15 protein-coding genes are annotated in these 12800 nt (G+C 63.7%); 1 reads left to right on the top strand and 14 read right to left on the bottom strand.

Features of this window, described 5'->3' with window-relative positions; translation table 11 throughout:
- Positions 1–6: 6 nt before the first annotated feature.
- From soxA to KJQ96_RS01745, 9 genes are all read right to left on the bottom strand, one after another.
- Entirely contained in the window at positions 7–780 is a 774-nt protein-coding gene (soxA, locus tag KJQ96_RS01785; RefSeq protein ID WP_213284978.1) for a sulfur oxidation c-type cytochrome SoxA, read from the bottom strand.
- Entirely contained in the window at positions 777–1097 is a 321-nt protein-coding gene (gene soxZ / locus KJQ96_RS01780) for a thiosulfate oxidation carrier complex protein SoxZ (RefSeq protein WP_213284977.1), read from the bottom strand. Before soxZ ends, soxA begins: the two co-directional genes overlap by 4 nt.
- Positions 1097–1576: a SoxY-related AACIE arm protein gene (locus KJQ96_RS01775; protein ID WP_213284976.1), complete on the bottom strand. Its 480-nt coding sequence runs from the start codon at positions 1574–1576 to the stop codon at positions 1097–1099. Before KJQ96_RS01775 ends, soxZ begins: the two co-directional genes overlap by 1 nt.
- A 9-nt stretch (positions 1577–1585) precedes the next feature.
- The gene (gene soxX / locus KJQ96_RS01770; protein WP_249733597.1) at positions 1586–2023 is read right to left on the bottom strand and encodes a sulfur oxidation c-type cytochrome SoxX; all 438 of its coding nucleotides are present in this window, start codon (positions 2021–2023) and stop codon (positions 1586–1588) included.
- Positions 2024–2036: 13 nt separating this feature from the next.
- Entirely contained in the window at positions 2037–3320 is a 1284-nt protein-coding gene (locus tag KJQ96_RS01765; protein WP_213284974.1) for an NAD(P)/FAD-dependent oxidoreductase, read from the bottom strand.
- Positions 3321–3332: 12 nt separating this feature from the next.
- Positions 3333–3626 (bottom strand): c-type cytochrome, encoded by a 294-nt coding sequence (locus KJQ96_RS01760; RefSeq protein ID WP_213284973.1) that lies wholly within the window; start codon positions 3624–3626, stop codon positions 3333–3335.
- Positions 3627–3679: 53 nt separating this feature from the next.
- Entirely contained in the window at positions 3680–5866 is a 2187-nt protein-coding gene (locus KJQ96_RS01755; protein ID WP_213284972.1) for a xanthine dehydrogenase family protein molybdopterin-binding subunit, read from the bottom strand.
- A 10-nt stretch (positions 5867–5876) separates the two neighbouring features.
- The gene (locus KJQ96_RS01750) at positions 5877–6326 is read right to left on the bottom strand and encodes a (2Fe-2S)-binding protein (protein ID WP_213284971.1); all 450 of its coding nucleotides are present in this window, start codon (positions 6324–6326) and stop codon (positions 5877–5879) included.
- Positions 6327–6505: 179 nt separating this feature from the next.
- Complete coding sequence (locus KJQ96_RS01745; protein ID WP_213284970.1) at positions 6506–6964, bottom strand: MarR family winged helix-turn-helix transcriptional regulator; 459 nt, start codon at positions 6962–6964, stop codon at positions 6506–6508.
- 57 nt (positions 6965–7021) lie between these two features.
- Between KJQ96_RS01745 and KJQ96_RS01740 the strand changes: the two genes are divergently transcribed.
- Complete coding sequence (locus KJQ96_RS01740) at positions 7022–7450, top strand: DUF1772 domain-containing protein (protein WP_213284969.1); 429 nt, start codon at positions 7022–7024, stop codon at positions 7448–7450.
- Positions 7451–7581: 131 nt separating this feature from the next.
- Here KJQ96_RS01740 and KJQ96_RS01735 read toward each other — a convergent pair whose 3' ends face one another.
- The 5 genes from KJQ96_RS01735 to KJQ96_RS01715 form a co-directional block, all read right to left on the bottom strand.
- The gene (locus tag KJQ96_RS01735; RefSeq protein ID WP_213284968.1) at positions 7582–8973 is read right to left on the bottom strand and encodes an MFS transporter; all 1392 of its coding nucleotides are present in this window, start codon (positions 8971–8973) and stop codon (positions 7582–7584) included.
- A gap of 132 nt (positions 8974–9105) precedes the next feature.
- Complete coding sequence (locus KJQ96_RS01730) at positions 9106–9894, bottom strand: ABC transporter ATP-binding protein (RefSeq protein ID WP_213284967.1); 789 nt, start codon at positions 9892–9894, stop codon at positions 9106–9108.
- The gene (locus KJQ96_RS01725; protein ID WP_213284966.1) at positions 9882–10937 is read right to left on the bottom strand and encodes a dihydrodipicolinate synthase family protein; all 1056 of its coding nucleotides are present in this window, start codon (positions 10935–10937) and stop codon (positions 9882–9884) included. Before KJQ96_RS01725 ends, KJQ96_RS01730 begins: the two co-directional genes overlap by 13 nt.
- An 11-nt stretch (positions 10938–10948) precedes the next feature.
- Positions 10949–11773: a GNAT family N-acetyltransferase gene (locus tag KJQ96_RS01720; protein WP_213284965.1), complete on the bottom strand. Its 825-nt coding sequence runs from the start codon at positions 11771–11773 to the stop codon at positions 10949–10951.
- Entirely contained in the window at positions 11760–12797 is a 1038-nt protein-coding gene (locus KJQ96_RS01715; protein ID WP_213284964.1) for an NAD(P)-dependent oxidoreductase, read from the bottom strand. Before KJQ96_RS01715 ends, KJQ96_RS01720 begins: the two co-directional genes overlap by 14 nt.
- Positions 12798–12800: the final 3 nt, after the last annotated feature.

Here is a 12800-nt window from a genome sequence, read left to right as displayed (position 1 = left end):
GAGGAGCTAAGGCCGCACCGCCGGCGCTTCCATCGCCATCCCGCGCGCTCGCGACATCAGGTACAATTCCAGTTCAACCAGTTCCGGCGCGCCGTAATCATAGGCCTGCGCGCGGATGCCGGTGATGCAGGCGCGCAGGCGGCGCTGCAGCGAACCCAGCGATTGCCATTCCAGCCGGTAGAGCGGGTAGCCGGTCGGGTGTCCTTGTGTGATCGCGGCGCCGGCGAGCCGCTTGTCCCAATTGTCGTCATGGCAGTTGGTGCAGCCGAGATTGAGCTGGCCCTGCCGCTGCATGTAGAGCTCGCGTCCTTTGGCGACGAACGGCGCGAGCTGCGGGTCGGCTCCGGTTTCGATCGGAACGCCCTGTGATTGCCGCGCGACAAAGGCTGTCAGTGACAGCAGCTCGCGGCTCTCGAACGCCAGCGGCGTCGCCTGTTGGTGGTTGGTACGGCACGAATTGATGCGCTGTTCCAGATCGATGGGGCGGCCGGTTGCCTTGTCGAACGCGGGGTAGCGGGCGGCCACGCCCTTCATGCTTGCGCGTGCATTGCCATGGCAATCGGCGCACGCTTTGTCGGCGGCGCCCGCCTTGCGGTTCCACAGTGTCTCGCCATTGAGCACCCAGAGCATGCCGGGATTAGCAGTGTCGTCGTCCTGCATGGTTTTTGTGTCCGGCTTCATGAAGCTGTAGCCGGAACGGCGGTCGGCTTGCGGGATCTCGGCTGCGCCGACGGCGCCCACCACCAGCAATGTGGCGGCTATGGCGCCCAAAAATCTCATTCGACCGAGATCGAGGCGGATGCAGTTTCAGAAAAACCCTTGTCGCCGATCCATTCGAACTCGAACTTGCCGCTTTCGGTCACGGTCGTGAAGAAGGAGAAGAACGGGTTGGCGGCGATCGCCGGGAACAGATCGGCGCGGAAGATTTCAGCGCCGTTAAAGCGGCAGGTAAAGCTCGTGATGATGTCGCGCGGCACAGCTTCACCTGACGCCTTATGGCGATAGCCTGACTCCATGATGTGCGACATCAGCGTCTTGATCTCGATGATGTCGCCGCGTTTGGCTCTGGCCGGAACGTTGATCAGCGCGGAAGCCATCAGATCACCTCCTCGGTGCAGGCCGCCAGTGTCACCACGACGTCGACGCTGGCCGACCAGAATGACCCGTCCGAGAGCTTGGCGATCGCGACGACCTTCTGGCTGTCGGTGAGGCGAATGCGGGTCGAAACCTGCGCGCGGCCGGCATGAGGGCCGAGGTGGAAGTTGGCGACGTTCGGCTGCGGATTTTTCTCGTTGAAAACGTGGATGCTGCTGACGTGGTCCTCCGGCGCCATCGGGTGGGCGACACTCACAGTCAACGGCACGGTGTTGCCGTTCTCGACCAAGGGCGGCACCTCGAGCTTGACCTTGCCAGTCTTCACCGCGGCGCCGCCGGTGACGTTGCGGATGGCGGAAGCGAGCCTCTCGGGCGTCGCCTCGGCAGGCCGAAGCGTGACGACGGGGGCCGTGCCAAGCACGGCTGCCGCTCCGGCGAGGCCGAGAAACTGGCGGCGTGTCGAATTCGATGGTGGATGCATCGGACCTTCCTATTCGCGTAAGCTTGCGAGATACGCCACGATATCCTCGATCTGTTCGGCCGACAGGATCGGCTTACCGCGCCACAGCGTCCCGACGCGAGTGAGGCCGTCAACGCGGTAATAGGACGGCATGATCGTCTCTTCGTTGAGACGAGAAGCATCCACCAGCCGAAGCCGAAGCTGACCTTCGGACCAGCGGCTGCCGGAACCGGAAAGATCAGGCGCCAGGTCGCCCTGGAACTTCTGTTCGGGAAATGGGCCGTTGTGGCACAGGATGCAAGTGCTGGAACGTTCGACGACGAGGGCGCGGCCGCGCGTCGCATCGCCGGCCGTGCCCGTCAGCGACTGCGGAATGGCATCTCCAATGACGGCATAGCTGCGAAGTTCCGTTGCGGCGGCGCAGCCGGGCAGCACGAGGAGGACTCCAGCAAGAATCGGATCCAACATGCGGTAGGTGCGTCTAGCCAAAGACTTCCGCCGTGATGGTCGCGAACCAGGATTGCGCATAATCGGCCTCGCGGGCGCGGAAATCGCGTGACGCCTCCAGCGGACTAACGCCGCCGGCGCCTTCAACGTCGGCAAGTAATCCATTCTTCGGATGGTATACGCCGGCAATCGAGATGCCATAGTCGGGGGCTGCCAGACTGTAGCACGTATTGATCAGCTTCGGCGCGGCTGGCGATCGGCCGGCGACCAATGTGGCAATCGCGTTTGCGCAAGTCTTGGCCTGCGCATTCGCCGAGAATGCGGATTTTGGCATCGCGCCGGCGAGACAGGCGTCGCCTATGACATGGATGTTCGGGGCCGATCTGGATTCGAAAGTGACAGGATCGATCGCGCACCAGCCGGTGTTATCGGTCGCGCCCGCAATAGCCGCGATGCGGCCGGCCCGTTGCGGCGGAATAACGTTGGCCACCTGGGCGGTGTGATTGCCGAAATCGGTGATCAGAGTGTTGGTTGCCGGATCGACGGCATTCACCTTGCCGCCCTGCGATAGCGATACCCATTCGACCATCCCCGGGTAAAGCTCCTTCCACGCGTTCTGAAACAGGCGCTGCTTGGAGAACGCGTCCTTTGCGTCGAGGATGATCAGCTTCGAACGCGGCTTCTTGGTCTTCAGATAATGCGCAATCAGGCAGGCCCGTTCGTAAGGTCCCGGCGGGCAACGGAAAGGGTTGGCGGGAGCTGTGATCACCACCAGGCCGCCATCGTCCATGGCCTCGAGCTGCTTGCGCAGCAACAGCGTTTGCTCGCCCGCTTTCCAGGCATGCGGCATCTTCGCTGCGGCGGCTTCGTCGTAGCCCGACAGGGCGTCGAAACGCAGTTCGATTCCGGGAGACAGCACCAGCCGGTCGTAGGCGAGCGAGGTGCCGTCGGCGAGCCCCACGGTCCGCGCCGCTGCATTGATGGTCGTTGCTTCCAGCGCCACCACCGTGATGCCGCTGGCGGCGATCTTGTCGTAACCGAATTTTTGCTCCTCGATCGAACGCAGTCCGGCGATGACATTGTTGCTGAACGGGCAGGCGGTGAAGGTCCGGTTCGGCTCGACCAGCGTGACCTGCAATTTCGGATCGATCTGTTTCAGCGCGCGCGCACAACTCGCACCGCCGAAGCCGCCGCCGATCACGATGATGCGCGCCGCGGATTGCGCCAACGCGGGCAGCGGAGACGCCAAGGCCGTCACTGCGGCGGCCGCGCTGGCGCTACAGAACTTCCGGCGGCTGATGCGACGGCTTACGCCCATGCTGGCGGCCCCTTATTTTTGTGCCGCGAGCCACGCGGCGATCGCGCGCAACTCATCGTCGGAAAAGCCCTTGGCGATGCGGTTCATTACCGTAGCGGGAAGCGAGCCGTTGCGAAATCCAGCCATCGCGGTCGCGATCTCGCCGGCGTCGCGGCCGTTCAGCCGCGAAACGGACGAACCGGTCACCCCGCGGGAGTGGCAGCCGGAGCAGGATGCCGCGCCGGGCGGGGGATCGGAAGCCGCAAGCACCGGCAGGCTCGACGCCATGACCGTTGCCAGCCCGATGACGGCACGCAAGGCTTTCATCAGAAATCTCTCGATAAGCGAGCGGCGGCCGAAGAGGCCGCCGCCCGTTACTGTCAGGCAAACGTGATGTTCTGGTCCTTCAGCGGGACCGAACGGATCCGCTTGCCGGTTGCCGCGAAGTAGGCGTTGAGCACCGCGGGTGCGGCGACGCCGATAGTCGGCTCGCCGACGCCGCCCCAGAAGCCGCCGCTCGGCACCATGACGCATTCCACCTTCGGCATCGCGGCAATGCGCATTGAATCGTAGGTGTCGAAGTTGGTCTGCTCGATCTTGCCGTCCTTCACCGTGCAGCCGCCGTAGAACAGGGCGGACAGGCCGTAGACGAACGAGCCGGCAATCTGCCGCTCGACCTGCGCCGGGTTGACGATGTAGCCGGGGTCGGTCGAGGCGACTATGCGATGCACCTTGATCTTGCCGTCGTCGATGACCGAGATTTCCGCGGCACCCGCGACATAGCTGCCGTAGCCCATCACCTGCGCGATCCCGCGATAGACGCCTTGCGGCGCGGGCTTGCCCCAACCGATCTTCTCGGCCACGGCGTTGAGCACGGCGAGGTGTTTTGGGTGCTTGCTCATCAGCTTGCGGCGGAATTCCACCGGATCCTGGCCCACCGAATGCGCCAGCTCATCCATGAAGCATTCCATGTAGATGGCATTCTGGTTGACGTTGACGCCGCGCCAGAAGCCGGGTGGAACGTGCGGATTGCGCATGGAATGCTCGACCAAGAGGTTCGGCACGGAGTAGCCGATCGCCGCGTCGCCGGAAGGACTCAAGCCCTGGAATGCAGCCGTATCCATGCCGTTCACCAGCGCTGCCGGACGCACCGTGTACAGGATCGACTGGCCGGACAATCGCACATGCAGCGCCGTGAGATTGTTATCGGCATCGAAGGCCCCGGTCATCTTGCATTGCGTGACCGGATGAAACTTGCCTTGCGCCATGTCCTCTTCGCGCGACCACAACAACTTGACCGGCGTGCCCGGCATCTCCTTCGCGATGAGGACCGCCTGCCGGACGTAATCGGTCATGCCGCGGCGGCCGAAGCCGCCGCCGAGGATCAGCTTGTGGACCTCGCATTTTTCGGCCGGCAGTCCCGACGCCTCCAGCGTGGCGGCAAATGCCGCTTCGCCGTTCTGCGTGCCGCACCAGACCTCGCATTTGTCCGGCGTATAGAGCGCGGTGGCGTTCATCGGCTCCATCGTGGCGTGGTTCTGGTAGGGATAGTTGTAGACCGCCTCGACCTTCTTGACGGCGGAGGCAATCGCAGCCTTGGCGTCACCATTCTGGTTGCCGATATAGGCCGGCTGGGCATTGTCGAGGCCTTCGGCCAGCCAGTTGGCGATCGACTCGCTGGAGACTTTGGCGTTCTCGCCTTCGTCCCAGGCGATCGGTAGCGCGTCGAGCGCGGTCTTGGCGTGCCACCAGGTGTCGGCGACGACGGCGACGGCGCTGTCGCCGACCTTCACCACCTTCTTGATACCCTTCATGCCGGCGATCTTGGCTTCGTCGTAGCTTTTCAGCTTGCCGCCGAAGACAGGACAATCCTTGATCGCGGCATTGAGCATGCCCGGCAGCTTGACGTCGGCGCCATAGATCATCGCACCTGTCGTCTTCTCGACGGTGTCGAGTCGCTTCAATCCCTTGCCGGCAATTTTCCAGTCCTTGGGATCCTTCAGCTTGACGTCCGCCGGTGGCTCGAGCTTTGCGGCGGCTTCCACCACCTTGCCGTAGGTCGTGGTCCTGCCCGACGGCGTGTGGGTGATGATGCTGTTGGCGGCGGTGCATTCCGATGCCGGCACTTTCCACTCGTTCGCGGCGGCCTGTATCAGCATCACGCGGGCGGTGGCGCCGCCTTTGCGGACATAGTCCTGGCTGGAGCGAATGCCGCGGCTGCCGCCCGTCGAAAAATCGCCCCAGGCGCGCTTGCGTGCGACACTTTGGCCCGGTGTCGGATATTCGGTGACGACCTTCGACCAGTCGCATTCGAGCTCTTCAGCGACGAGTTGGGCGAGGCCGGTGAGGGTGCCCTGGCCCATCTCCGAGCGGGCGACGCGAACCACGGTCGTATTGTCGGGGCGGATCACCACCCAGACATTAACTTCTGGTGAGCCATCGGCTGCGCGAACGACCTTCGGTCCGCCGAAGGGAATATCGAGGCCGAGTGCGAGGCCGGCGCCGGCGGCAGCGGTGCCGATCACGAAGGTGCGGCGGTTGAGTTTGGGTGTGACGTGCTTGTTCATGGCGTCCCCCTCAAGCGCTCGCGGCGGCGTGGATCGCCTCGCGGACCTGCTGGAAGGTCCCGCATCGGCAGATATTGGTGATGGCCTCGTTAATATCCTGGTCGGTCGGCTTCGGCTTCTCGTTGAGAAGGGCCGCAACCGCCATGATCATGCCGCTCTGGCAATAGCCGCATTGTGGAACGTCGTTGGCCACCCAGGCCTGCTGCACCTTATGCAGCGCGCCATTTGAGGCGAGACCTTCGATCGTGGTGATCTGCTTGCCGACGGCCTCGCTGACCGTCACGCCGCAGGAACGCATCGCGACCCCGTCGACGTGAACGGTGCAGGCGCCGCATAGTGCAATGCCGCACCCATATTTGGTGCCGGTCAGTCCGACATTCTCCCGGATAGCCCAGAGCAGTGGCGTGTCATCTTCGACGTCCACATTGATCGTTTTGCCGTTGATTGTGAGGTTTGCCATCGCATGTCCCTTTTTGAGTCCAATTCGCCAATTGAACCGGGCGCGATGTGATCCGAGAAAATAGAACAGTTCAAATCAAGAAAATGCGCGCTTAACGAACGGGAAGAAAGTCGATCCGCCGGTGTTGCGCCGGGTTTCCGCAACCTGGCCGATTTTAGTTTCCTTGTTAGAGGGTAGGGCTAGGCGGACTCATCAAGGCGCTCGCTCAGCAGCTTCGCGATACGGGTCATCGCGGCGAGCTCATCGGGATTAAGCCCCTTCGCAAGGGCATTTGCCCACGGAACCTGGAGTGCGCTGGCGGTTTCGAAGGCATCCTGCCCACGCCTGGTTAGCGCGACGAGGTGCGCCCGGCGGTGATTCGGATTGGGCTGCAGCTCCACGAGGCCATCCTCTGCCATCTCGTTCACAATGCGCTGAACTCCCTGTCGGTTGAGTCCCATGCTGCGCGCAAGCCAGGCCACCGGTTGCGGATTTGGCGCAAGCGCGATTGCGCCAAGCACCTGCCAGCGCGCGCTGGTGAGGCCGAGGTCCGAAACAAGCCGGTCACCGGCCGCGAGCAGGCGTCCATTGAGGCGGAACACGGCGAGAACCAACTCGGTCAATGCCTGACCGCCGGGCGTATGTCGTTTCGTTGTCATTTGACAATTAATATCCAAGATGACAATATATTGTCAATTAGCGTGTGGAGTGAAAAAATGTTTGCAGGACAGCTTGCAATGGTCGTCGCGGCGGCGTTCGCCGGTGCCGCCTTCTTCATCAACTTCGCCGAACAGCCGGCGCGTCTCGGCCTCGATGACCGGGGCCTCTTGAGGCAGTGGAAACCAAGCTACGCGCGCGGCTTTGCGATGCAGGCGAGTTGCGCAGTCATTTCCGGTGTGCTCGGCCTGACCGCTGCCTGGCTGACGGGGGACTGGCGCTGGATCGTCGGCGCGGTGCTCATTCTCGCCAACTGGCCCTATACGCTGATCGGCATCATGCCGACCAACCGCATGCTGAACGCTATCGACGAGAAGGACGCCGGCCCGCAGTCACGTGCGCTGATCGTGAAATGGGGAGGGTTGCACGCGGTCAGAACGGGACTCGGGATCGCGGCGACGCTGGCTTATCTTTGGGCGCTCAATTAGAGCGTTTTCAAGCGAAGTGGACACCGGTTCGCGTCAAGAAAACGCGTCAAAACAAGAATCTAGAGCCCGGTTCTGATTCAATCAGAACCAGGCTCTAGGCGCAGCGAACAGGGTCGTGTCCCTGCGTTGCATCATATCTTTTCGGTGCCCACCGTCAGACGCAGGAAACTCATCAGGCTTCCGAGCGCGGCAAATCCGGCCCCGAGCATCAGCGCGACCGTCGCACCGTCGTGACCGGCCAGCCCAAAGCAAAGGGCCGCGAGCGCGGCGCCGAGTGTCTGCCCTGTCAGACGAGCGGTTGCGACGATGCCGCTCGCGCTGCCACTGCGGTGCGGCGGCGCGCTCGACATCAGCGCCCGCAAATTCGGCGTTTGAAACAAGCCGAATCCGATCCCGCAGATCACCGTGCGCCAGACGATGTTGGCAACGCTAGGATCCGAAGGCAGCGTTGCCAGCAGCGCCATGCCGATGCCGAGTAATACCAGCCCGAGGCCGCCGAGAATGCCTACAGGATAGCGATCGGAGAGCCGGCCCCCGATCGGCGCCATGATCGCCACCACCAATGGCCAGGGCGTCATGAAGAAGCCGGTCTCGACCTGCGAGCGATGCAGCACGTCCTCGAAGTAGAAGGGCAGCGAAACGAAGGCCAATCCCTGCACCGCGAATGTGCAGACCGACGTTGCGGCCGACAGCGCGAACATCGGCCTCCGGAACAGGTCGATCGGCAACATCGGCGCCGGATGGTCCGCATCCCGTCGGGTCATGATCCAGCCGAGCAGCAATGCCGCGCCAAGCGCCACTCCGACAAGGACGGGCGGCGCCTGATGTGCCGCGCTTCCGATGCCGATGATGAACAGCCCGAGACAGCTTGCGGTCAGCGCTGCGCTCGCAAAATCGAACGCGTGTTTCGCGCGCGGCGTTTTGGGCAAGGTCTTCAGGCCGATCCAGATTGCGATCAGGCCGAAGGGAAGGTTGATCGCGAACAGCCACGGCCACGTTCCGATCGCAAGGATCGCGGAGGCAATGGTCGGACCGAAGGTGAATGCCGTTCCGACCACGAGCGCGTTATGGCCGAAGCCGCGCCCCAGCATGTGCGTCGGATAGACGAAGCGGACCAGCGCCGCATTCACGCTCATGATGCCGCTGGCGCCTAGCCCCTGCAGCGCCCGCGCCGCCGTCAGGCTCGGCAGCGACCATGCCAAGGCGCAGCCAAGCGAGGCCAGCGTGAACAGCACGAGGCCACCGATATAGATCCGCTCATGACCGACGATTTCGCCGAGTGCGCCGAGCGGCAGCAGCGTCGCGACCAAGGCGATTTGGTAGATATTGACGACCCAGACCACGTCGGCCGGGCTGACATGGAGGTCGGCCGCGATGGCGGGCAGCGCGATATTGGCGATCGCGGTATCCAGCGAGGCCAGCGCCAGCGCGGTGAAGATCGCCGCCACCGCCCAGCGCCTGAGTTCGGGAGGCAGGCCGTCGATGAGTGCGGCGGATGGTTTGGGGGCTAAGTCTGCGGACATTCTGTCGGGTTCTCCACGCCGGCGCGGACGCGCCCTAGCGTGGCGTGTACTACGGACGCTGCGCTGGCCACAGGCTCTCAGTTTGCATGATGCGTATGCGAGGCGGGCCGGCGAAGTCCTGGCGCCTACAGGCTATGTCCCCGGGCTCAATCCCAGCCGCGCGTAGATTCGCCGCGCATAGGCGCCGAACTCATCCGTGGTCTTGATCGGCAATGCGCGGGGAAACGGCAGCTCGATCGGGAAATACTCCGCCATTCGCGCCGGACCTGCGGTGAGCACGGCGCAATGCGAGGCGAGGAATACCGCTTCCTGAATCGAGTGCGTCACGAACAGGATGGTCTTGCCGCTTTCGCGCCAGATCCGCAGCATTTCGAGGTTCATCTGCTCGCGAGTCAGCGCATCTAGCGCGCCGAACGGCTCGTCCATCAGGATCAGTTTGGGATCGTGGATGAAGGCGCGGGCGATCGCCGTGCGTTGCTGCATGCCGCCAGACAATTGCTGTGGGTATTTATCCTCGTAGCCAGCCAGTCCCACCAGATTGAGCAGATCGCGGGCGCGGCTTCGCGCGGCCTTCATCGGCAGGCCGACGATTTCGGCCGGCAGCAGCACGTTGTCCAAAATAGTTCGCCATTTCAGCAGCAGGGCCTGCTGGAACACCATGCCGATGTCGCGGGCAGGATCGAACGGGGTTGTCGCATTGCCGATTTTGATGGTGCCGCCATCGGCATCATGCAATCCGGCCAGGATCTTCAGCACGGTGGTCTTGCCGCAGCCGGACGGGCCGACCAGCGAAACCAGTTCGCCTTCCTTCACGTCCATGGTGACGTCGGAGACGGCGAGGAATTCCGCGCCCTTGGACCGATAGACCTTGCGGACATTGCGCAGGCTGATGAAGGGCTCGTCCGCCGTCATGCCAGCCATTTCTGCAGGTTCGTCTGCACGAAGGCGTCGTCGGAGAGATCGGCATGCTCGCGGCAGACGCGGTCGATCTCCTGCACCTGGCCCGGGCTCAGCCCTTCGGCGGGATCGAGACACCAGAGACCTTGCATCAATCCCTGCCGCCGCAGGATTTCGTGGCAACCGGCGATGCAGCCGTGAAAATTATTGGCAACGTCGAAGAACGCGCTGTTGCAATCGGTGACACGCGCGTCGAGCGCTAAGAGATCGGCCGGCACGGTGTCCTTGCCGCGTGCCGCCTTGCACATCTCGAACTGCCTGATCGCGCTCGCGGTCCACACCGACCAGTGCCCGAGCAGACCGCCCTTGAAGTACGCTCGCGTGGTGACGCCCTTGTCGCGCAGGTCGAACGGCAAAGTGAGGTCAAGCAGGATGTGATCGTCATTGCCGGTATAGAGCGCGACGCGGTCGAGCGCGCCCGCTGCCGCGACGCCGCGCAGAACATCCAGCGTCCGATAGCGGTTGAATGGCGCGACCTTGATGGCGATGACGTTATCGATGGCCGCAAAGCGCTTCCAGAAATCGGCGCTGAGGATCACGCCGCCGACGGCCGGCTGCAAATAGAAGCCGACCAGGGGGATCTCGCGTGCCACTGCCTCGCAATGCGCGATGATCTCGTCCTCGGATGCCGATTTCATCGCAGCCAGGCTGAGCAGGCCGGCGTGGTAGCCGATGCCGCGTGCCGTTTGCGCCTCTGCAACAGCCTGCTGGGTCGGACCGGCCAGGCCTGCGACCATCGCGACCGGCCGTTTGGTCCATGACGCGGCGGTCTCGGCCGCCAGGTCCAGCACCGGGCGGTACATGCCGACGTCGCGGATCGCGAATTGCGTGGTGTGCACGCCCACGGCCAATCCTCCGGCGCCAGCATCGAGGTAATAGCGCGTCAGCGCCCGCTGATGCCGTACGTCGAGTGCGCGGGTGGCGTCGAGCGCGAGCGGATGCGCCGGAAGCACGGTGCCGTCGGCGATCAGCTTTCGAACCTCTGGCTTGATTTCGCTATGATGCATGGCGGCTGTTCCTATCCGAATTCCGGGCCGGCGACGGCGAACGGCGGTTGCGCTGGCGAGGCAGTCGCTGAGCCAAAGCGCATGCGCTGAAACGGGCGCTCGATATTCCAGCCCGAGCGAACGAGACCGTTCAGAAACGCATCCTGAGAATGAACGGCGTCGATCAGCCAGGGGCCGGTTTCGGAGCTAGTGATGGCGTCGACCAACGCCAACGCCTGATCGGCGTGATCGGCCAGGACTGGACCGATGTGCCGTGCGGTGCGTCCATCGCGGATCAGGACCATGGCTCGAGCATCCGACACGATGCGAGAACCCGGGCGCGCAGCAAATTCCGACAGCAATGTGCTGCGGTCGAATCCCATGGCGCCGGCATCGCGCGCGGCCAGGGCTTCGAGGCTGCCGGCCGCGGGCGCCCTTGTCGCTGTGGTGCCTTGCGGCTTTTCCAACCGCAACCGCCGCAATTGCAGCGTCGGCGCAAAGCCGAGCGGACCATAGACGGTCGCGCCAGCCGGCGTGGCATCAAGCCAGCTTGTGAGCCCGCGCCGCGCGGCCGCTTCCAGGCAGGTATCGACGAGCCTGGTCGCAAGGCCGCGGCGGCGAAAGTTGGCGGTCACCAGCACCATGCTGATCCAGGCATGGCCGGCCGAGTAGGGCAGCAGCGCCGCTGTCGCCACCAACTGGTTGCCGTCGCGCGCGCCGAATACGACCCCTTGGCTCAGGAAAAACCGCCAGTCGGCTTCGTTCTGGTTCCAGCCCGCTTCGGTCGATAAGGCAAGTCCGGCCTGTGCGTCGCCAACCCCGAGTTCGACGATGTCGATGGGCTCAATAGCGGCCATCGCGCACCTCGTACTTGGTGGGCTTGCCGAGGCTCGGCATCGAGCGCGACACCCAATCGGCGGTCCAACTGATGAGCTGCTCGGTATCGACGATCGGCAAGCCGAATAGTTTCATCGCCTGCGACGTGTCGGTGAGCCACGCCGTCGGCTCCTCTTTGCCGACAATCACGGGCGCGCGGCCGAACCGCTGGCCGAATTTTGCGGCGAGGTCGCGCACCGCCAGGATCTCGTGGCCACTGACATTGATCGGCGAGGTCGGCGTCTCGCAATGCGCCAGACAGCGCAGCGCCTGCGAGGAAGCGTCGCCTTGCCAGATGAAATTGACATGGCCGAGGCTGACGTCGATCGGCTGGCCCTGCAGCACCTTGCTCGCGATATCGTGCAGCACGCCGTAACGCATGTCGATCGCGTAGTTCAGCCGGAACAGACGTCCAGGCGTTCCATGCTTGCGTGAGAAATACTCGAACATGCGCTCGCGCCCGACACAGGATTGCGCATATTCGCCCGGCGGATCGGGCGCCATATCCTCGGTCGAGCCCTTGCCGTTGACCGGCACGAACGGATAAACGCAGCCGGTCGAGAACGCGACGATACGTGAGGTCGCAAAGGCCTGCGCGACCAGGGCTGGGACGTGCGAATTCATCGCCCAGGTCAGCGAGAGGTCGCCCTCGGCGCCGAACTTGCGTCCGGCCATGAAAACGATGTTCGGAATATTCGGGAGCGACTTGATGGCGCTTTCGTCGAGCAGGTCGCAATTGATGGTCTCGACGCCGCGCGCCTGCAGCCAGTACTTGACGGCGGGATCGCTGAACCGGGCGACGCCGATCACGCGGCGCTCCGGCACGGCCGCCTTGGCAAGGCCGGCCAGCGTCGGCCCCATCTTGCCGGCAACACCCAGGATCATGATGTCGCCGTCGACCTTGCGCAGATCGTCGATCAATGCCTGGGTCGGGCGACACAGCAGCTCGTCGAGTGCGGTGATATCGGCGATCGTCTGCGGCAGGTTTTCGCGCGTCAGTAGCATCTT

This window comes from Bradyrhizobium sp. sGM-13 (assembly GCF_018398875.1).
GTDB lineage: Bacteria > Pseudomonadota > Alphaproteobacteria > Rhizobiales > Xanthobacteraceae > Bradyrhizobium.
Note: the sequence above shows the minus strand (reverse complement) of the source record. Positions and strands in the feature narration are given on the sequence as shown.